The 20436-nt window shown below is 43.0% G+C and carries 18 protein-coding genes and 1 pseudogene; 5 read left to right on the plus strand and 14 right to left on the minus strand.

What is annotated here, in order from left to right; all coding sequences use genetic code 11:
- Window positions 1-115: 115 nt before the first annotated feature.
- From RWY97_RS01995 to prmA, 6 genes are all read right to left on the minus strand, one after another.
- Entirely contained in the window at window positions 116-1321 is a 1206-nt protein-coding gene (locus RWY97_RS01995) for a zinc ribbon domain-containing protein (protein WP_315565214.1), read from the minus strand.
- Between the two features lie 44 nt (window positions 1322-1365).
- Entirely contained in the window at window positions 1366-2061 is a 696-nt protein-coding gene (locus RWY97_RS02000; RefSeq protein WP_315565216.1) for a glycoside hydrolase family 25 protein, read from the minus strand.
- Between the two features lie 70 nt (window positions 2062-2131).
- On the minus strand, window positions 2132-2941 hold the full coding sequence (locus RWY97_RS02005) for a hypothetical protein (protein WP_314079939.1): 810 nt from the start codon (window positions 2939-2941) through the stop codon (window positions 2132-2134).
- Window positions 2942-2951: 10 nt separating this feature from the next.
- Entirely contained in the window at window positions 2952-3263 is a 312-nt protein-coding gene (locus RWY97_RS02010) for a hypothetical protein (RefSeq protein WP_315565218.1), read from the minus strand.
- Between the two features lie 6 nt (window positions 3264-3269).
- Window positions 3270-4334, minus strand: a complete 1065-nt coding sequence (locus tag RWY97_RS02015) for a LacI family DNA-binding transcriptional regulator (protein ID WP_021584357.1) — start codon at window positions 4332-4334, stop codon at window positions 3270-3272.
- A 95-nt stretch (window positions 4335-4429) separates the two neighbouring features.
- Complete coding sequence (gene prmA, locus RWY97_RS02020; protein ID WP_021584393.1) at window positions 4430-5299, minus strand: 50S ribosomal protein L11 methyltransferase; 870 nt, start codon at window positions 5297-5299, stop codon at window positions 4430-4432.
- A gap of 188 nt (window positions 5300-5487) precedes the next feature.
- Between prmA and RWY97_RS02025 the strand changes: the two genes are divergently transcribed.
- Both RWY97_RS02025 and RWY97_RS02030 read left to right on the plus strand, forming a co-directional pair.
- Window positions 5488-6372: a hypothetical protein gene (locus RWY97_RS02025; RefSeq protein WP_315565220.1), complete on the plus strand. Its 885-nt coding sequence runs from the start codon at window positions 5488-5490 to the stop codon at window positions 6370-6372.
- Between the two features lie 44 nt (window positions 6373-6416).
- The gene (locus RWY97_RS02030) at window positions 6417-7952 is read left to right on the plus strand and encodes a hemin receptor (protein WP_315565221.1); all 1536 of its coding nucleotides are present in this window, start codon (window positions 6417-6419) and stop codon (window positions 7950-7952) included.
- 72 nt (window positions 7953-8024) lie between these two features.
- Here the strand turns inward: RWY97_RS02030 and tilS are convergent, their stop codons facing one another.
- From tilS to RWY97_RS02045, 3 genes are all read right to left on the minus strand, one after another.
- On the minus strand, window positions 8025-9380 hold the full coding sequence (gene tilS, locus RWY97_RS02035; RefSeq protein WP_315565223.1) for a tRNA lysidine(34) synthetase TilS: 1356 nt from the start codon (window positions 9378-9380) through the stop codon (window positions 8025-8027).
- Between the two features lie 40 nt (window positions 9381-9420).
- On the minus strand, window positions 9421-10608 hold the full coding sequence (locus RWY97_RS02040; protein WP_315565225.1) for a class I SAM-dependent rRNA methyltransferase: 1188 nt from the start codon (window positions 10606-10608) through the stop codon (window positions 9421-9423).
- Window positions 10609-10698: 90 nt separating this feature from the next.
- Complete coding sequence (locus tag RWY97_RS02045; RefSeq protein WP_315565226.1) at window positions 10699-11313, minus strand: 3'-5' exonuclease; 615 nt, start codon at window positions 11311-11313, stop codon at window positions 10699-10701.
- 163 nt (window positions 11314-11476) lie between these two features.
- On the opposite strand from RWY97_RS02045, the gene RWY97_RS02050 reads away from it, so the two are divergent.
- Genes RWY97_RS02050 through RWY97_RS02060 form a run of 3 tightly spaced genes read left to right on the plus strand, consistent with a single transcriptional unit; the run spans window position 11477 to window position 15599 of the window.
- Window positions 11477-14020: an endonuclease MutS2 gene (locus tag RWY97_RS02050; RefSeq protein ID WP_315565228.1), complete on the plus strand. Its 2544-nt coding sequence runs from the start codon at window positions 11477-11479 to the stop codon at window positions 14018-14020.
- Window positions 14021-14035: 15 nt separating this feature from the next.
- On the plus strand, window positions 14036-15019 hold the full coding sequence (locus RWY97_RS02055; RefSeq protein ID WP_039876685.1) for an aminodeoxychorismate synthase component I: 984 nt from the start codon (window positions 14036-14038) through the stop codon (window positions 15017-15019).
- Window positions 15003-15599, plus strand: a complete 597-nt coding sequence (locus RWY97_RS02060) for an aminotransferase class IV family protein (protein WP_315565231.1) — start codon at window positions 15003-15005, stop codon at window positions 15597-15599. The genes RWY97_RS02055 and RWY97_RS02060 overlap by 17 nt, the downstream gene beginning before the upstream one ends.
- A gap of 157 nt (window positions 15600-15756) precedes the next feature.
- Here the strand turns inward: RWY97_RS02060 and RWY97_RS09940 are convergent.
- The 5 genes and pseudogenes from RWY97_RS09940 to RWY97_RS02085 form a co-directional block, all read right to left on the minus strand.
- Window positions 15757-16419 (minus strand): annotated as a pseudogene (locus RWY97_RS09940) (YgiQ family radical SAM protein); the annotation flags it as partial.
- A complete protein-coding gene (locus RWY97_RS02070; protein WP_024991267.1) occupies window positions 16409-16720 on the minus strand; it encodes a DUF8442 family protein in 312 nt (103 codons plus the stop codon). The gene RWY97_RS02070 and the pseudogene RWY97_RS09940, both read right to left, overlap by 11 nt.
- Before the next feature lie 17 nt (window positions 16721-16737).
- Entirely contained in the window at window positions 16738-19428 is a 2691-nt protein-coding gene (locus RWY97_RS02075) for a golvesin C-terminal-like domain-containing protein (protein ID WP_315565233.1), read from the minus strand.
- Complete coding sequence (locus RWY97_RS02080; protein WP_315565235.1) at window positions 19428-19997, minus strand: 1-acyl-sn-glycerol-3-phosphate acyltransferase; 570 nt, start codon at window positions 19995-19997, stop codon at window positions 19428-19430. Before RWY97_RS02080 ends, RWY97_RS02075 begins: the two co-directional genes overlap by 1 nt.
- Window positions 19998-20003: 6 nt before the next feature.
- Complete coding sequence (locus RWY97_RS02085; RefSeq protein ID WP_021584369.1) at window positions 20004-20276, minus strand: hypothetical protein; 273 nt, start codon at window positions 20274-20276, stop codon at window positions 20004-20006.
- Between the last annotated feature and the right edge of the window lie 160 nt (window positions 20277-20436).

A 20436-nucleotide genomic window follows, 5' to 3' on the forward strand; every position in this document is an offset into this window, starting at 1 on the left:
ATTATTTGTCGTTCACAATATTAAATGGTACGTCTTGTATGGATAAATAGTGGATCGGCGGCTTAGATTCAAAATCTAAGTCGCCGATAGTGGGGATGTATTGTGTTGTTATTAATTACTCCAATATCTTCACCATATTGAACTCAGAGATCTTTCCGTCGGGGCCGACTTTGGCTTTGATACGGTATTTGGCATCCTTTTCCTTAGTCGGATCAGTGCGTTCGATCTGTTGATTAGCAGAAAACTGTACTGTATATTCATATTGGTTATTGCCTACTTCTTTCTTGCTGATCTTGTAATCGTTGTTGATGTGCCAGTTCATATTTACAATATCGTCCTTGTAGAGCTTTTGAAGGAATGTGGCAACATCATTCTTAGTGGCATCGGCTTTACCTAAGAAAGATGTAAGTAATGTGCCGACGGTAGAAGTCAAACTCTCTTCATCTTTGGTATTGATACTTTGAAAGAAACGTCGGAATATCGTATTGATAGCTGATTGTTCTTCGGGCTGTACTGTCTTAGCCTTCAAAGCTTTCAATGCATCATTGGCTTCGTCCACGTGATCGCCGTCAGTGTGTTCTTGTAAATAGCTATTGTAAGAAGTTTGAGTATTCTCGGCTTTAGCTTGCAGCCAGTCGATAGAGTCGATTTTATGTATGGCCTCGGTTTTATGGGGACTATCCGGGTGTTTTGCAAGATAGTCTTCGAGATCACTTTTAGATCCGCTCACGATGGCATTGGTCCAGTTTTGATCAAGCTGTTGAATTCTTTGCAGATGGGCTTGGATAGAGTCCCGATGTGCGTCGGGCGCATCTTTATAAGTATCAAGATAACTTTGCAACACCACAGGGTCATTGCTGACAATTGCATAGTCGTAAGCTTCGCGCTCCTTACCGCTTTTTGCATCACTGTAAAAATAGAAACAAACAGCACATACAATTAGAGCTAAAATGAAAGAAACGATAAGGGTTGCGTGTCCTTTTTTTCGTGGCTGATCCATTAACGGTTTTTCGTGAAGTGATTGACTGTTAATCGGTGGCTCATTAGCGGTCTTTTGCGATGCGTTTAACGGCCTTTCATCGGGCTGTTCCCTAATGTCTTGCTGCTCAGGAACATAAGAGATCTCCTCAGCACGTGGTGTAACGCTGGGGCCGAACGTAGAGTGGTGACAGTTGGGGCATATTTCCAAATCTTTGAAATACGCCTCGCCGCATTGTGGACATTTGATTATCTTACCGGCTATCTCCACTCCGCACGAAAGGCATACGGGTGCTTTATCACTCACTTGGTGCCCACATTCAGGGCATTTAATAATTGCCATATTCTTAATGATTCGTTAGTTCTGATTCTTTCTCTCGTTTTCGGTCATCGATGTCGAAACCGGATTTCTCGTAATTTGTGGTTGCTCATAAAGCGGCTTTTATCTACATAGCCGTTAATGCCATTGATTTGACCCTTTCCTGTGTATTGCCACATTTCGAAATCGCGTCCGTCTCTCAATACGGGTTCTCGTTGCGTATATTGTGCAATCATCAGTTTATAATCGTTGATCTTACCTATTAAATAGCGGTTATAGAAATTAGTAAAAGTATAAAGTAAGGGTTTCTGTTTGTAAGCTTTCTCTACCAGATCGATGAATTTGAATAAAGAGTCACAAAACTCGTCGGTTCTGAGCCCACTTGTAGTCTCAATATCGATCATTGGAATAAGATCCTGGTCACCGGGCAGACATTGTGTCATAAAGTTTTCTAACTGTTTCTGTTGCTCGATTTTAGGTCGATAAAAATGATAGGAACCCACTTTGAGTCCGTATTGATGGGCGAGTTCGATATTGCGTACATATTTATCATCGCGGTTATCACCTCCTTCGGTTGCTTTGAGATAAACATAGGCCATTTTGGTATTGTCTCCGATAATTTCCCAAAAAACGTTGCCTTGATAATGGCTGAGGTCAATACCGTGGATATGTGAGCAAGTATCTTCGCATTGAACATTGCTGTTTTGTGCGTTTGCCGATATAAAAGAAAGCAGACTTAATATGATGACTATGAATCGATTCATAGTCGCAAAGGTAGTAAAAAGCTGAGATATGCTGGAGTTCCGTATGGGGTTTTTCATAAATATTAAACTTTTACTCCTCTATCTCTGATAGAGAGTGGGTGAAATTGCTTATAAAACTACTTACGGTTTCTATCGGAGCATAGCGGATGCAGCGGATACTGCGGCGCAGATTACGTTTGAGTGTGACGGGATTATTCTGCACAAAGCCACTGCGACTTTGTTTGAAATGCCATTCATCGGTTATTATTTCCACAGAGGTTTCAAGTGATCGAAGTGCTAATCGAGTTGCTCCTGCTTCGAGTCTTTCCACAAACGGGATTTCTGCTTGTTCAAATTGGAAAAGTGAAATGAGCAAACTGCCTTCCAAGCGGGCCATTCGGCGTAGATGTAGCTGTAATAACCAACGATCTAATTTGACGAAATCTACTTTGTTACCACGAGTTCGCAGAAAGACACCCAACTCTAAAACAGCACATAGTGCGATGTCTCGATTAAGGAGTGCATAGGCATTGCGGACGATCATATTGAGTAGTTCGATCGTTTCAACAGATGCATCGATTTCATGACGTTCATTTTCTTGAATGTTTCTCAGACGTTTATTAAGTACGGGATTACTCATCACGGTGGGCAAGCGAAGTGTGGGATGTGTGTCAGTTGCTTGTGTCAGGTCGGCTAAAAGGATTGGGGGGACATTCATTCCCTCGTCATACTGATGATTCTTGATACCTTTTTGGACAATTGACAGTACATTTTGGGCCTTGACATATTGCATCAGTTGATTCCACTTGAATGCTGACATTGGCTCCAAAGACTCAAATTCGTTGAGTGCCCCTGACCGGATGAGTCGAAAGAAGTTGCGTTTAATGACGTCTGTTTTCATTGCTTTGCATTTAAGAATAGTGTTTGGGATGATGCAAAAGAATGGAAAGCAGAGCTGCGATGCCGATAGCCATTGGGTAATAAAGATAAGGCAACATCTTAATAGGATTGATTTTGGCCAATTCTGTAGTTAACACCGACATCACATTCATCACGCATAGTGCCGTGATGAACACCATAATATCAGGTTGGATTGTGATATATTCCACCTCTGAGATTTGTATCTGAGCCTGGATCTGAGCGTTGGCGATGCGATGAATCATTAAGATGGAGATGGTTGCGAGAGCTATAATGAAAGCATTTATCTTAAATTTGTCGCTCATTGTTGTTTATAATTGGGTGCGTCGATAAAAGTCCACGTTTTCTTTGAGAAGCAACTCTATCGGCATATAATTCACTGGCTCGACTTCTTTTTTGAGCACGATGGCCCGAAACAAAGTATCCACGCACGAATAGCCTTGCATATAAGCATGCTGAGCAATCAGGAAAGAGATACTACCTTGTTTGAGGCACTCCACATTCTTACCCACCATATCATAACCCATTATTTGTACATCGCGTCGATTGGTATGCAGAAGAAATGAGCCCACAATATGGGCCTTGGAGTTAAGCGTAATGCAGTGATGCAACTGCGGATGAGCTGTGAAGAAATCTTCTAATATCTCATCATAATTCTTGCGTTCGTATTCCAAAGGCAAATTAAGTTCGGTAATTTTTATATGCGGGAAGTGGTCATGCATATAATGTCTGAATCCTACTTCGCGGTTTTCCTGTTGCTTGCTGACTACTTTTCCGTCTTTCATTTGCTTCATCAGCATAATCTCCTGTTCGTTGGATGCAACGAGCATCAGAACTTTTGCTGCAAATGAACCGCTGCTGAAAGAGTCTTGTCCATAAAAAGAGAGAGGCCGCAAATCGGGCATATTCGAGTCAAGCAACACAAAAGGGATATTGTGTTGGTGCAGTTTATCAGTGAATTGGCGTGTTGTTTCAAGTTCGGCAGGTACGATAATTACGCCATCGGGGGCGGAGTCGAGACATTCAGTATATTTCTTAATAAATGAAGGAGTGTCGAATCGTTTGTAGTACATAATCTTCACGTTGATTTGGAAATCGCGCATCAGTTCACAAGCCTTCATTGCTCCCTCCTCAATTTCTTCCCAATAGGCTTCGGATTCGTGCTTCGGCATCAACAGATAGAATGTATAAGCCTTGTTATAAGCCAGTGCACTGGCATACATATTGGGCTGATAATCCATCTCTGCCAAGGCTTTCTCTACCTTTTCACGTGCTTTTTGCGACACATTCGGTCGTTTATGCAGTACACGGTCTACGGTTCCGACAGAGACACCGGCCCTTTCTGCAATGTCTTTGATTCGAATTTTTTCGTCCATATCATAATGATTTTCATTGGCAAAAGTAGTGATAAAATTTGAGATATGAAAGAAAAGATTGTAATAAATATACCCTATCCGGTCAGGCTGTTATCTCAAATTCTTGACAGTCGTAATGTGAGACAAATCCATTCATCTTCTTTATGCCTTCTGGTTTCAATAAGTCCGAGTTCTGAAGCTCGTTTCAATATGACAACGGCATCGATCTCATAAAAGCCGCTTAATATCAATATGCCGTCTTTTTCCATTACTTGTACGAAAGCAGACATATCATTGAGAAGAATGTTGCGATTGATATTAGCCATTATAATACCAAAACTCTTATTTATATTTGTCAATATGCGTACATCTCCTGCCTGTATGTTGATATTGTCGATGTTGTTAAGAACGGTGTTATGTCGGGTGTTTTTAATGCACCATTCATCAATATCATAAGCCCATATCTCATCGGCACCCAGTTTAGAGGCTGCGATACTCAGTATCCCGCTTCCGCATCCACAATCCAAAACTCGTTTACCGGAGATATTATTGTCTAAAAGAGCTGAGATGACTAACCGTGTTGTTTGATGAGTTCCGGTGCCAAATGCTTGTCGCACATCGATTCCGATAGCGATATCTGTGTGTGCAACATCAGAGGAATAGTGTGCAGCATCATATATAGTCACTTTATTTGCGATATCGATAGGAGTGAAACCTGTGGATTCCCATCGCTCATTCCAATTACGGTCTTCTATTTCTTGAATGGTATAACTGATTTGGACATTGGGAATTGGGAATGTTTTCAGTTTCGCATCTAAAGCTTTGTAATCATACATATTTTGTTGGATATAACCTTTCAATCCGTCGGTTATCTCTTCAAATGATTCAAATCCTGCTTCCCCTGCTGCATCTGCGAGTAAGTCTTGCGCTATCTGCATTAGTTCTTCTGTACAGGTGATCTTAAAATTTGCTACTGAATATTTCATCTGTCTATTGTTTGTGTCTTGTCGGTGATATTTTGTCACAAATTGGGTTGATACGTTAAAAAAGCGATGCAAATATATAAAAAATAGGAGAAAACCTATCCTTATTTAGGGTTTTTCCTTATTTTTGCATAGGAAATAGGTTCTATTTTTGCTGTAAATATTAAAAACAGATAGAAAGGAGTGTATAAATGAATAAGTTATTTTTAACCTTAGTCCTGTTGTCAATGCCGTCTTTCACAATGATGGCACAGGATGACGACCTCTATTTCGTACCGAAAAAGGTGGTTGAGACAAATCATTCGATTGCTGATCGAACAGGAAAACCTACTTATTATATCGGAAGTAATCGGAATATTGATGAATATAATCATCGTGGTAAATTCAGAAATCGTTATGGGAGGATAGAGTCTGATTCTCTCTCTGACGATATAGTTGATTATGATAGTGGTCGTGCTATTTATTCGGATGCGATTTATAATTATGAGGATGATTATGCGTATTGCCGTAGAATGAGCCGTTTTGATGATTATTATGGTTGGTATGATCCCTGGTTCTACGGTCATTGGGGCTATGGAGCTTATTGGTCGGCACGTTGGGGATGGTATAATCCTTGGTATTATCGTTATTACGGTTATGCAGGATGGGCTGATCCTTGGTTTGATCCTTGGTATTATGGCTATTACGGATATAGATGGAGATATCCCTATTACTATGATTGGGGATGGAGTTATCCTTATTATTATGGTGGCTATACGGTTTATCGTGGCATAACCGGTACGCGTAATCACTCTGGGGGCGTAAGTCCGCGCATTGAGGGAAGACGTGACTTCACGTTCGGAAATGGTAATCGATCTCGTTCATTTGGTTCGCGTAATGATAATACACGCTGGAATAGACAGGAAGACAATAATTTCGGACGTTATGTCGGTTCGCGTAGCTATGACAATAATACGCCTATCCGTAGTTATACACCGATGAACGGTGGTAGAAGTTTTGGTGGAGGCGGCCGGAGTTTCGGTGGAGGTGGTAATGCTGGTGGCAGCGGTGGTCACTTTGGAAATGGAAGAAGATAAAACACCAGTCCGTGTATTCAAAAACAATTTATATTTTGATAAATATGAGATATTTATTTTTAGCGATTGCAGTTCTGTTTACAATGTCTGCTGTCGCACAGGAAACATATGAGAATACCAAATTCATTGACAACGATCTTAATGGTACTGCCCGTTATGTGGGTATGGGAGGAGCGATGGATGCACTTGGATCTGATATATCGACGATTAGTACTAATCCTGCGGGTATCGGTCTTTTTCGTCGGTCAATGGCTAATCTTTCATTTGGTTTAATATCACAACAAGGAGTAAAAAACTTTACTTCGGGACATAAAAATAATGCAAGTTTTGATCAGATCGGCTTTGTTTATGCCTTACGTAATGGTCGAAATTCATTTCTTAACTTTGCATTCAACTATCATAAGAGTCGTAACTTCGATCAGATTTTATCAGCTTCTGGAGTTTTGTCGAATGCTTCACAGAATAAGTTGACTACAACGAAAGCTCGACTCGGTATATTTAAGAGTAATAAAGATGCCACTTATAATCAGTTAGACCATCTTTATATGAACAATTTGGTACAGCAAACCAATGCTGCCGGTGGTAAAACTTTTGGATATTATCCTGCTACGGGATACACTTTTGATCAAGCGGTGAAGGGATATATTGGTGAATATGACTTCAATGTGAGTGGTAATATTCAGGATCGTATCTATTTAGGTATGACTGTTGGGATTCACGATGTACATTATAAGCATTATGGAGAATATCAGGAAGTATTCGTGCCTAATAAAGAGAATATTCAGGGTGTTCGTATTGCTGATAATCGTGAGATTACAGGAACGGGAGTTGATCTTAAGTTAGGTGCCATTTTCCGACCAATCGAAGGATCGCCGTTCCGCGTCGGTCTTTCTATTACTACTCCGACTTGGTATGATCTCACTACAAGTAATAGCACAACTGTTGATACTGGTAAGAAAAGTCAGCGTATAGGAGAATCTTATGATTTCAAGATTTTTACTCCGTGGCGTTTTGGGGTGAGTGCCGGTCACACTGTGGGTAATTGGCTTGCTCTCGGCGCAAGTTATGAGTATGCCGATTACGGTACCACTGATACTCGTATTAATGATGGTGGCTATTATGATTCTTGGTATGGACAGTATTATGAGTCAAGTAGCAGCGACAAGGCAATGAATGATCACACCAAGCGGGTTTTGAAAGGAGTCTCTATTTTGAAGCTTGGTTTAGAATATAAGCCTTTATCTGACTTTGCCGTTCGTATGGGATATAATTATGTCTCACCGATGTTCGATCGTGATGGATTTAAAGATGGTTCTATCTCGTCGGCAGGTACTTTCTATGCTTCACAGACCGCTTATACCAATTGGCAATCGACGAATCGCTTCACCTGTGGTTTCGGTTATATGATTGGCAAGTACAATTTTGATTTCGCTTATCAATTCAGTGCAACCAAGGGAGACTTCTATCCGTTTATGAGTTATTATGATAATTCTAATCCAAAAGAGAATAATATTGTAGATGCTGTGCGTGTGAATAATAAACGTCATCAACTGTTGTTTACCTTGGGTTATAAGTTTTGATTGAATTTTATTGATAATTGAGAACTTATCTAATGTAAGTTCTCAATTATTTTTATATAAATCAGAGATTTCTTACCCTTTCCCTGCCTCCATAAATCGAATGATTAATTGTTTTTTTGATGAAGGCGTGATACAGAATTCATTGCTTGGACGCTGGTTGACTAACCATAATATCTTACCTTCGTCATTCGTTACGACGAGTTGTCGACGTTTTTTAAAGAGCGGCATCTTACAATCTGTCAGATAGTCACTAACGAGTTTGGATCCAGTCATTCCGAAAGGAACAAATCTGTCACCTGCTTTTATCTTGCGGATAATTAATGGATAATGAATATTTCGTGCATCCAAGCATACGCAATTGGGCTTTTTAAACACCTCGTTATTGCTATTTATCTGTTTGGATAAGAAGTAAAACTTCATCTCTCTCCCATAAATGTAAGTGCCGTCTTCATATATTTTTAGTGGTAGTATATCTTTATCATCTATCAATTCGATCAGTAAGTGGCCTCGGTCTATCAGTGTGGTATGAGTTTTAGAATGCCACTCTTTTCCTGTTTCTACATTGAGACTTTCTGCTATTTGTTTGATTTGAGATGAATTGAAACCATAAGTTTTGAGGATTTCATATAATGTATATTTCACAGAGATCGTTTTTTTTAATTCATCCAGTGAAATGTAACATCCTCGATCCGTGGGTTTACAAATTTGATTGACTGCTGCTTTCACACCGCTCTCTACGTATTTAGTAGCCTCACGCACGTGATCGGCTGTCTTGGCAATGCTCTCACTAACTGAAGGGTTGATGTCTGCTAAAAGTGGGAGAATATGGAGACGGATTTTATTTCGTACTACATTATCTGTAAGATTGGTGCTATCAGTCACAAAATCTTGCTTAATCGAATCAAGATATTCTATGATTTCTTGCCTGTTAACACCCAATAGAGGACGGATGATATATCCACGTCGTGGAGCAATCCCTGCAAGTCCTGTGATACCCGTTCCTCGAATGAGGTTGAGAAGCACTGTCTCTGCATTGTCATCACGGTGATGAGCTACACAAATAGCAGTGGCATCTATATCTTGACATAACCGTTCGAAATAGCGGTAGCGGAGCTCGCGTGCTGCCATCTCAATACTTACCTTGTGCTGTCGAGCGTAAGTTATTGTGTCGAAATGCACAGAATGAAAAGTGACTCCCAATTTATTGCACAGAGTTTTGCAGAAAAATTCATCGCGATTTGATTCTTCCCCTCGGAGATGGAAATTGCAATGTATTGCTTCAACAGCATATCCTAATGTTAGAAGTACGCGTAACAAGGCAACACTGTCAGCTCCGCCTGAAAGTGCCACCAAATATTTCCCATTGACTTTAAGCAGTTTATAATGGGAAATATAGTCAGAAATTGTTTTTAGGAATTTGCCTTTCATTATGTACTATTATACGAAATACATCTTTCACATTTATCGTTCACTCGACATATAATACTAACCCTTTTAAATATTCGCTTTCGGGATGGTAAATATTGATAGGATGGTCGGCTGATTGGTGAAGCTGATGCAGGATGCGTATTTTACGCCCGGTTTGCGTTGCTGCTGTGAATACTGCATTACGGAAATGATCTTTGGTTACTACTTGACTGCAACTGAATGTAAATAAGATACCACCAGATTTGATTCGTTCAAGTCCTTTTGCATTCAGACGTGTGTAGCCCTTCAACGCATTTCGTAAAGCTGTCAGTCTTTTAGCAAAAGCAGGAGGGTCAAGAATTAGTAAATCATATTTTCCCTCACTGGCATCCAAAAATTTGAAAGCATCCTCACAGAACGCTTCGTGACAAAAGTTGCCAGGAAAATTCATTTCTACATTTTTGTTAGTGAGTTCGATTGCTTTCGCACTACTGTCCACAGAGTGAACAAGTTTTGCCCCACCTCGTATCGCATAGACAGAGAAACCACCTGTATAACAGAATATATTCAAGACTCGTCGTCCACGGGCATATCGTTCTAATAGCGCGCGATTTTCTCGTTGATCGACAAAGAATCCTGTTTTCTGTCCTTTTAGCCAATCGATATGGAATTTCAAGCCATTCTCAACTGCTATATCCTCTCCGCTACCTCCTACAAGAAATTCGTTCTTCTGCTCAAGTTCAGCCTTAAAAGGCAATGTTGTATCACTTTTATAGTAAATATTCTTGATTCGTTCACCCATTACCGCAACAAGTGCTTTACAAATTTCATTCCGGCAATAATGCATTCCTACACTATGGGCTTGCATTACGGCTGTGCGGCCATAACAGTCAATGACAAGTCCTGGGAGACAATCTCCTTCGCCGTGCACCAATCGATAAGTATCATTTTCATAAACGGTGTTGGCAATACCGATAGCAATGCGCATCTGGAAAGCCGCTAATAGTCGATCTTGCCAGAAAGCAGCATCGATTTTCACATCTCGAAACGAAAGTACACGCACAGCAATAGATCCGATTTGATAATGTCCAATGGCAATAAAATCACCCTCAGAGGTAAGAACACGAACGATTTCTCCTTCCGTGATACCATTATCCATTCTTGTTATGGCACCAGAAAATATCCAAGGATGGAAGCGTTTAAGACTCTCATCCTTACCGTGCTTTAAAAAAATCTTTTTATAATTCATACTTGTATTTTAGTCTATTTGTTTTTGAGTTCAAGTTTATGAGTCTATAAGCTTTCGTATTAAATTAAGAATTATCGTAGAACTTAAAGACTAACTTGTTATCAATTCATATTCTCCTGTGGCTTTTAGTCGACAGATTTCCTCGTACAGATTAATGCATGCCCACGCATCTGTGGCAGCATAAGTTTTCTGTTTTTCAGTTAACACAGGCGCATCCCAATTCGTTAAGCGTTGACGTTTACTGATTTTTCTGCTGAAAAGGTTAGCGTAGAGCTTCTGTAAACTCTGATCTTGAATACCAAGATCACCTACTACATCCTGTAAATCGATAAAGTGTCCTGGCTTGAAATCAATACTTTTATGCAGAGATAAAATATCATCGTGCAGCGAAAGCCCGATCATCGGTATCTCCTTATTTTCGAGGAGCTGCAGAATAGCAGATGTTATTCCCGTATATTTCAGTCGAAAAAGGAAACATGTGTCGTGTGTGGAAACTTGGAGAAGTGCAACCTTGTGTTGTTCTCCTTTTTTAAAGGCCGGTCGTGTCTCTGTGTCGATACCCAAGATATCACTCTCGAGCAGATAATTCACAGCTTTCCCAGTTTCTTCGGGAGAAACAATCGTAATGATTCGCCCGGGAAAGGTGATTGTCGGCAGGTTTGTTATAGCGTGTTTATCAAATTTATCATAGATAATTTTTTTCATTTTTAATGCAATAGTACAACGTGATTTAGGGTGCAAAAGTAAGGATTTATATTGGGAAAACAAAGAAAAAAGAGAAGGAAAGTCATATGAATATCTATATTGGAAAAAGATAAAATTTAAAAGAATCTTTTGTCGTTTGCCCAACTTCGCGTACTTTTGCAGTATGATTTATCCAAGCAATTTTGAGCAAAAGATAGGCTTCAATGATATTCGTGTGATGCTGAAAGAGCATTGTTTGTCTGCGTTGGGAAGGGAGAAAGTGGACCGAATTACATTTTCTACTGATGTCGAAACTATCAACGAGTGGTTGGAACAGGTACGGGAGTTTAGACGATTGCAGGAAGAGGCCGATGATTTCCCATTGCAATACTTCTTCGATGTGCGACAATCGGTAGCGCGAATAAGACTCGATGGGACTTATTTGGAGACAAATGAGCTTTTCGATTTACGTCGTTCGCTCGAAACGATACACCTTATCGTTCGTTATCTTAATCGTACGGATGAGCCGACAGACAGTGAGCCTGTACGTTATCCTTATCCTGCACTTCACCGATTGACACAAGATGTACTCACCTTTCCGCAACTAATACAGCGTATCGATCAGCTGATAGACAAGTTCGGAAATATTCGCGATAGCGCGTCTGTCGATCTTGCACGTATTCAGAGCGAGTTAGCCAAGACCGAGGGGAGTGTTTCGCGTACATTATATAGCATTCTTCGGTTGGCTCAGAGTGAGGGGCTTGTAGAAAAAGACGTCAACCCCACACTCAGAGACGGGCGTTTGGTGATTCCCGTTGCGCCTGGTTTGAAGCGCCGAATCAAAGGAATCGTCCACGATGAGTCTGCTACCGGTCGGACGGTTTACATCGAACCGGCCGAGGTTGTCGAGGCAAACAATCGTATCCGAGAATTAGAAGCTGAAGAAAAGCGCGAAATAATTCGTATTTTGAAAGAATTCTCAGTCGTGCTCCGACCACGGATCGACGATATACTCTATTCGTATGATTTTCTGGCTGTTATCGACTTAGTTCGCGCAAAGGCGTTACTTGCTGCGCGTTTAACGGCTTTCGAGCCTGTGATTAACGCTTTCCCGCATATCGATTGGATACAAGCTGTTCACCCCTTATTGCAAAGCTCTTTGCAGAAGCAAGAAAAATCGGTTGTCCCCCTTGATATTATGCTGACTCGTGAACACCGAATCCTGATCATTTCAGGTCCTAATGCCGGTGGAAAATCTGTGTGTTTGAAGACTGTCGGCCTGTTACAGTATATGCTTCAATGCGGTCTTTCCATTCCTATCGGCGAACGTTCGACTGTTGGAATCTTTCAAAACATCATGATTGATATCGGCGATGAGCAAAGCATTGAAAATGATTTGAGCACTTATTCGTCACACTTGATGAATATGAAGCAAATGATACGGCAGGCCGATGACTGCACGCTGTTGTTGATTGATGAATTCGGGTCGGGAACCGAACCGCAAATCGGCGGTGCGATAGCCGAGTCGGTGCTGCGACAATACTGCAAGAAAGATGTTTATGGGGTAATAACGACGCATTATCAAAATCTGAAATATTTTGCCGAAGACCACAATGGCGTAGTCAATGGCGCAATGTTGTATGACCGGCAAGAAATGCGTGCGCTCTTTCAGTTGCAAATCGGGCAGCCCGGTAGCAGTTTTGCCATTGAAATTGCGCGTAAGACGGGTTTGCCCGAAGAGGTGATTTGTGATGCATCTGAGATGGTTGGGACTGCTTATATACAGAGCGAAAAATATCTGCAAGACATCATTCGCGACAAGCGTTACTGGGAAAACAAACGCCGAACCGTTCATCAGCGTGAGAAAGAGATGGAGAAAACCATCGCGAAATACGAGAACGCCATCAGCGAAATAGAGCAAAACCGAAAGGATATTCTACGTAAAGCTCGAGAAGAAGCAGAAGAGTTGTTGCGCGAAAGCAATCGAAAGATCGAGCAAACGATTCGTGAGATTCGTGAGAGTCAGGCCGAAAAAGAGGAAACCAAGCGTATTCGTGAGGAGTTGAATGCTTTCAAAGAGGAGGTTAAAGAGTTCGATACGAAAGATAATGATGAAAAAATTGCTCGTAAAATGGTGCAGATTCAGCAGCGCAAAGAGCGTCACGAGAAACGCAAACGCGAGAAAGCCGAAGAGCGACGACGCGATGCCGACGCCGTCAAAGTGGCTGTGCAGGACAAACGATCGGCGTCTTCGGCCGGCTTTCAGATGGGCGATGCCGTGCGCATCAAAGGTCTGTCGTCAGTGGGGAAAGTTAAGTCTGTGGATGGGAAAATCGCTACTGTCATTTTCGGAGATATGCGAACGAAGATGCGCACAGATCGTTTAGAATATGTGAAGACGGTTGAACAGGCGAAAACGGAGTCTTCGTTGCAGTCTTATTCTGTCAGTCGGTCTACACGTGAGACCATCGACAATCGTAAGTTGAATTTCAAACAAGACCTTGATATACGCGGTATGCGAGGTGATGAAGCACTCAATGCTGTGACATATTTTATCGACGATGCCATTCTTGTGGGTATGCCGCGGGTGCGAATCTTGCACGGAAAGGGTAACGGAATTCTCCGCCAGTTGATCCGCCAGTATCTTTCTACGGTGCCGAATGTCGCGGATTATCACGACGAACATGTGCAATTCGGCGGCGCAGGCATTACCGTCGTCGACTTTTAACTCACTGTGAATACAATGAAAATATACCACCGCGAAGCGGCTATACGACGAATCGATGAGTTGGCAGCAGCTGGTTGCACGTTTATTTTTGCCATCAGTTATGACACAGAGACTGCCGTCGTCGAAGAAGCGGCAGCCGTCAACAGTTGCGAATGTCTTTTCGCCTTTCCCGGTTTGAATAATATTCCTGCCAACGCAGCCATTGATGCGCACTCGGTGATGTGGAAGGCTTATGTGCCCACGCAGCAAACTTACGCCCGTCAATTGCAAATCGTCAAAGATCATTTGCAAAAGGGAAATAGTTATTTAGTTAATCTCACGTGCCGAATCCCCGTGGAGACCAACATTTCGCTGCGCGACATTTTTCTTCGAGCCCACGCTCCGTATCGATTTTGGCTCAAAGATCGCCTTGTCTGTTTTTCGCCCGAAACGTTCGTACGCGTTGATGGTCGTACTATCAGTTCGTTCCCGATGAAAGGAACCATTGACGCCACCATTCCCGATGCGACCGACGTGCTATATAATAACGAGAAAGAGGCTGCCGAACATGCAACAATAGTCGACCTGATTAGAAACGATCTCAGTATCGTTGCTGATCACGTGCATGTGTCTCGCTATCGATATGTGGAGCGGTTGACGACCAATCGAGGTGCCATTCTGCAAACCAGTTCTGAGATTAACGGTCAGCTCACCGACTATTACTTGCACCATATTGGCCAAATGCTTTACAGCCAGTTACCGGCCGGCTCTATTACCGGTGCACCCAAGCCCAAAACGATGGCTATTATTGCCGAAGCAGAAGACTATCAGCGCGGTTTCTATTCGGGCGTTATGGGCTATTGTGCACCAGGAAGGTTAGAGAGCGCTGTAATGATTCGTTTGATTGATGCCGAAGATGGGCAACTTTATTACAAAGCAGGCGGTGGAATCACAGCCAGGAGTGTCTGCCGAGACGAATATCAAGAAGTGATTCAGAAAGTATATGTGCCCATTTATTGAAACTCTTGCCGTTGTTGCCGGTCGGGTACGCCATTTATCTTACCACGAGCAGCGGCTCAATGCTACCCGCCGACATTTTTGGCCCGAGGCGAAAGATATTTCTTTAGCTTCTGTACTTTCCGATGCGCCGTCAGCAGACGGTCTCTTTAAAGCGCGATTGATTTATAATGAGCACGGTGTGATAACTAAAACGTATCTACCTTACACGATGCGACAGATCAGCAGCCTGCGTCTCGTTTGTGCAGACGATGTAGATTATTCTTTCAAAAGTACCGACCGCACGTATCTTAACCAGCTCTTTGCGCAGCGAGGCACTTGCGATGACATTCTGATCATCAAGAACGGTCTCGTTACTGACACCTCTTTCACCAATATTGCCTTGTTCGACGGATATCATTGGTTTACTCCCGACACCCCTCTTTTACCCGGAACAATGCGCGCTTGGCTGTTGGATCGTGGCTTTGTCACGACCCGGCGCATTGCTGCGAACGATCTCTCACACTTTCATTCCGTTGCGCTCATCAACGCACTCATCGGCTTAGGTCAGTGCGTCGTACCCGTTGCGCAAATAAGGGAGTGATGAATTCTGTCTGTTCTTAATAAGGAAAGATAACCGATCTACGTCCGTGGAAAAAACTCCGATGAATATCGGAGAGCTTCCATAGATGTGGATCGCTTGAAAATAATTATTATTTCATATCTTTTTCTTTGCACGCAGGATAACTGCTAATGAACTAAGGGATAAGCCATTGACGTAGGTTTTCTTTGGCATTGATCTTGTCAAAGAGTTGCTTGAAAGCGTAAAACTGTTTCAAAGAGGGTTTTCGCATCAGCCTCGAAACGCTTATCCGCAAACAATCTTCGTGACTATGGAGCACGATGGCGGCTCCGGTAATTCTGTCGTGAATGTCTTTTTCACGGACCAAATACACGGTTTACAGGATGTCGTGAATCTCGTTGAACGATCACCCTGCGGCAATACCTTCGCAGAGTTGCAGTATCGACTTAGCGTCCATACCGTAAAATAAGATCGGCACCGGCATCGTAAAGGATGTATCGGCGCAATTTGTCTTGCCAATAATCGTAATGTGTGAGGTGTCGCATCGAGGCTTTGATGCCAGCAAACACTACGGGGACGTCGGGAAACAGTTGTTTCAGAATACGATTATGCACGATTGTGGGATATTCCGGTTTGCAATCGGGTTGCGAAACAATGGCCACACGATAGCCGGCAGCTTCTAAACAAAGCCCGATAACAGTTGTTCCGAACGATGGATGATCTACGTAGGCGTCGCTCAAGAACAAGAAATGTATAGCTGTTGCCTGCCCCGCAGCTCATATTCTTTCTTGGTTGTCGGCAAGAAGTCGGTAAGCCGGGTTGTGCTTCGCTTATTCTCCAACGGTTTTTTGTTTGGATTTCCAATCAAGATAGAGCAAAACGAGTTGGTGAAGACCGAATGCTTTCATATTACTGTTGTATATCACGTCAAGACAAAGGTCAAGAAGTGCCTTGTCTCTGCCCTCATCCGACTCTAACAGCGATCGCAGATTAAACTTCAATTTGTCTAAAACGGCTTCGTCGATAATACCGTTACTGTCGATGAGATTACGCAATAAGGCATATTTCTCGATACTTTCCAAATGTTCATCAGTCACTTCTATATTCCTTGTTCCGGATGTGTTGGCTTGAATTTTATAAATCATAATCGTATGAAATGTTATTTTAGTAAATAAGTCAAGATACCTCTCATTATGTCGTTTCGCACTTTCGGCGATCGGATACACTCGAACGGGAAGGCCATTGTAAAGCATTTATAGTCTGAACCATCGTAAGCGACACCTGCACTCTGCTCGTTCTGGTAGCGCAAAGTGCAATAGGCGGGTGTCAATGGCTCTAAAATGTCGGGTGCAATGGCAGCATAATGCTTGTCATTGAGTGCCTGATAGATTTCAAACTTTTGTTCCATACCTTTTATATAAGGTAGTGTGTCGAGCCGATTCGTACCCGAAAACTTTACTTTCAACACTTCTGCAAGAAAGCGTTCACCGTTCGTATTTGTCTGATCAGAGCCCAGATAAGCTCCACTCACCATCAGTCGGCCGTGCTTCTGCGTGTAGGCACGCAGTATTTTTTGCATTTTGGGTGTGAAAGTTTTATAGAACCGCAATGCGCTTGGTGTGAATTTCTCTAATCCCAAGATCAGATCTACACAGGGATAGGTGCCAATCTGTACTTTACCTGATTCGATGGCTCGGCTCGAACAACTTACGACATTGTAGCGGGCAACACTCGCAATGGCCTCCGTATGTGTAGCAACGTAATCGAAAGTATTGCCCATCACGAATCGGCCGGCCATTTCGTCGCCACCGAATCCTAATCCGCCGGGCCCCTCAATACCCATACACGACTTGTCAAAGCATTGCTGTGCACCGGCCCAACCGGCTGTAAGACCCTCTGAAACGCCTGCATCTCGGTTAAGATCGAAACCTTGTTCGAACTCCGTATTGATAACGGTGGGACCTGAAAGACGATGAAATCCATTGACGACAAGGATTGTTTTTGCCGTATTCGACCGATAAACGGCAGACAAAACCTCTGTCGGGAAACTCTCGCCGCCGCGATTGACGGCCGTAACTTTAAATCGATAGTGTACACCGGGCTCCAATTCGAGTGTCAGCGACGGCCTTTTCGTTCGCCGACCGTTGTTAAAACCACCTGTTCCAGTGGCCATATAAACATTATAGGAAGTGGGGCTGGCTGTCGGTTCCAACGAGTCTTGTACGGCTGTCCAGCTCAATTTGATTTTGTTTTTGCCGACAAACGCGATGGCGAAGTCGGTCGGTGCCAGTGGTTCAACGGTGTAAGATTGACCGTGTTGGGTTGTGATAAACCGCAGAATGGTTTTATATATGGAGCGGGCTAACGTGAAACGGAAGTTCGGATCTTGCCCACGCAGCATATCAGGAAAGTTCTGGTGCGACATTGTTTCTAATATGGCGGAAGGTATTTCGGGGTTGCGTGTCTCTGAATAGTTGCGGTCGAGCAAATCTCTTCGGGCCCAATCACGATAAGTTTGACGAATATCGCGGGTAACATCAGATAAGAGTGCATCAGCGAAATCGCGTGAAATCATACGCGAGATATTTGTATTCAGGCGCCCGTCGTTATAGTCGGTCGTGCAGATTGCCAACGATCCGACGAGTGAAGTGCCATTTTCGGCAAAGCCGGCATCGCTATGTACGGCCAGAGATAGCTCTAACGGTACGCCTTTCCCCTCTAATGATGGCACGAAAACAGATCCGCCGGCCAACCAGTTCACCATATTCGATCGCGCGTTGATGTCGTCTCCATAGTCGTCTTCACCGCCTTTGGTATTATAGACGCTGTAAGGTGCGCCGGCCCATTGGGCGTAATAGCGGGCGCCTTCTAACGAACGGGGCAGATTGCTGACGTCTCCGCCCCGTTGGATGTTGCCCATTCCGCCGCCAAATCTCACGGCATCACCTGTTACTACGCCATGTTGAGACGATTTGTTGCTCAAAACCACTTGGTTATAAGGATTGCAGCCACGGTCGAAATCGAATGTTCCGAGATACACCCATGTGCCTCCGCCCATCTGTTGATTGACTTTGAAGACCGTCTTTTGGCCTTTGTGGAATATTGTGTATTGTGCGTCCGAAATGCTTCCGGCAACCGTTTGGTAGCTCACATACACGGCATAGCGGCCAGCTTCGGGTATCTGTGGGCGGTAAACGATTTCACTGGTGTTGCGTTCCTTGGTTGTCGTTTTCGTCATTCGTGCTGTTCCGGCCTCAAAAGGATTCTCTCCGTTGGCGTAAGCACCCGTGTGTTGGGCAAAACCTCGTGTGTTTGTAGATCGCCAAATATCTTTTGCAGTTGTCTCGGTATAGACAGAAGCGTCTGTATTTCCATCATTATCGACGATGATTTCATTTTTCTGCCAGTCTCGTTCACGTGGTGTGAAAACCACGGCACCGGCATTTTGTAGCATTGGAATCAGATAAGGAACGACGATGGTTTGTGTAAACAGATCTTCATTGGTGCCGAACAAGTTAGGGCGTTGCCATTCCCACGCTCCGGTTTTGGCGTTGTAAAATCGGCCGTGACTGGCCCATAAAGCAATGTGTCGATTGTAGAGACCGTGCGTAATGGTGTTGGAACGGGAGATGTTTCGCACCCACGGATCGCCCTTGTATTCTATGTCTCCCCACATCCTATATATACCCTGATTATCAGAAGCATCTTTTTGACTTCTGATTAACGGCTTTTCACCTTGCGAAAAGCCGTTAATCGCAGGGTGAAAAGCCGTTAATTGCAAGTCCTCTGCATAAGAGCTGAGAATCAGGAAGTTACAAAGTAGTATGAAGCTCCATCTTTTTGTTTGCATTACTCATCCTCCTGACCGATTTCGCCGATGGTGAAACGTTCCGGTCTTTTGCCTCGAAAGTCTTTGAAGTAAAGTTTAATCTCTCGCATTTCGCTATCAATATCACCTGTCGGAATCAGTGTTCGGGTGCATTGAATGTGTTTTTTGCTGTAATCGACACCATATAGCAAAATGGGGATTCGGGCTTTCTGTGCAATGTAATAGAAGCCTTTCTTCCAATCGGGATTCAATGAACGGGTACCCTCGGGCGTGACACAAAGATGAAAACGAGTACTCTTTGCGGCCTCGTCGGCCAGGTTGTCGGTCATACTTGTGTGTTTGCTGCGCCACACAGGGATGCCTCCCAAATGGCGGAAAATGGACCCGAGTGGCCAGAAAAACCACTCTCTTTTCATCAGAAAGTTGCTTTCCAATCCTTCAGCCTGCGCATATAGTAGTCCGATTACAAAATCCCAGTTGCTCGTATGTGGTGCAAGGCAGATGATATACTTGTCGGGATGGGGCTGGTTGACGGTTTTTGACCATCCCATATACTTGTATAATAGCCAGCTACATATCTTTTTCCACATACATTATCAATTCAGGTTGCCGATCTGATCAATGATTTCAGACACTTGTTCGTTGAATTCTACGATCAGATTTTTATAGTATTGCCGTTGCGGTAGTCCCGGTTCGGGATGCGAAATGCGGCGGATGAAGTCTGCGTGCGTAGTGATAATAGAGGTGAGCAAACTCTCTACGTTATCTTTCTCGGGTGTCCCGTTGTATAGAGAAGCCCCTACGCACTCTGCAAATAAGTCGCTGCAAATGTAATTAATTGTGCGTTTTAAATCTCGTTTATTCGTCATAATTATATCGGTTTAGTTGCTAAATTCTGTCCAAAGATAGAAAAAAAAATGATAAGTGGTATCGTTTTGCCCGAAAAAATATTCTTAATTGTTGGTTTTCTGATGGAAACACTTCCTCATATCGCAGATTTATCGTACTTTTGTAGGGCGTTAAGCAGAT

This window comes from Hoylesella pleuritidis, assembly GCF_963541955.1.
Classification (GTDB): domain Bacteria; phylum Bacteroidota; class Bacteroidia; order Bacteroidales; family Bacteroidaceae; genus Prevotella; species Prevotella pleuritidis.

Coding starts and splice junctions, on each gene's coding strand:
- RWY97_RS01995 (WP_315565214.1), bottom strand. CDS start 1,321: ATGGCAATTATTAAATGCCCTGAATGTGGGCACCAAGTGAGTGATAAA.
- RWY97_RS02000 (WP_315565216.1), bottom strand. CDS start 2,061: ATGAATCGATTCATAGTCATCATATTAAGTCTGCTTTCTTTTATATCG.
- RWY97_RS02005 (WP_314079939.1), bottom strand. CDS start 2,941: ATGAAAACAGACGTCATTAAACGCAACTTCTTTCGACTCATCCGGTCA.
- RWY97_RS02010 (WP_315565218.1), bottom strand. CDS start 3,263: ATGAGCGACAAATTTAAGATAAATGCTTTCATTATAGCTCTCGCAACC.
- RWY97_RS02015 (WP_021584357.1), bottom strand. CDS start 4,334: ATGGACGAAAAAATTCGAATCAAAGACATTGCAGAAAGGGCCGGTGTC.
- prmA (WP_021584393.1), bottom strand. CDS start 5,299: ATGAAATATTCAGTAGCAAATTTTAAGATCACCTGTACAGAAGAACTA.
- RWY97_RS02025 (WP_315565220.1), top strand. CDS start 5,488: ATGAATAAGTTATTTTTAACCTTAGTCCTGTTGTCAATGCCGTCTTTC.
- RWY97_RS02030 (WP_315565221.1), top strand. CDS start 6,417: ATGAGATATTTATTTTTAGCGATTGCAGTTCTGTTTACAATGTCTGCT.
- tilS (WP_315565223.1), bottom strand. CDS start 9,380: ATGAAAGGCAAATTCCTAAAAACAATTTCTGACTATATTTCCCATTAT.
- RWY97_RS02040 (WP_315565225.1), bottom strand. CDS start 10,608: ATGAATTATAAAAAGATTTTTTTAAAGCACGGTAAGGATGAGAGTCTT.
- RWY97_RS02045 (WP_315565226.1), bottom strand. CDS start 11,313: ATGAAAAAAATTATCTATGATAAATTTGATAAACACGCTATAACAAAC.
- RWY97_RS02050 (WP_315565228.1), top strand. CDS start 11,477: ATGATTTATCCAAGCAATTTTGAGCAAAAGATAGGCTTCAATGATATT.
- RWY97_RS02055 (WP_039876685.1), top strand. CDS start 14,036: ATGAAAATATACCACCGCGAAGCGGCTATACGACGAATCGATGAGTTG.
- RWY97_RS02060 (WP_315565231.1), top strand. CDS start 15,003: ATGTGCCCATTTATTGAAACTCTTGCCGTTGTTGCCGGTCGGGTACGC.
- RWY97_RS02075 (WP_315565233.1), bottom strand. CDS start 19,428: ATGCAAACAAAAAGATGGAGCTTCATACTACTTTGTAACTTCCTGATT.
- RWY97_RS02080 (WP_315565235.1), bottom strand. CDS start 19,997: ATGTGGAAAAAGATATGTAGCTGGCTATTATACAAGTATATGGGATGG.
- RWY97_RS02085 (WP_021584369.1), bottom strand. CDS start 20,276: ATGACGAATAAACGAGATTTAAAACGCACAATTAATTACATTTGCAGC.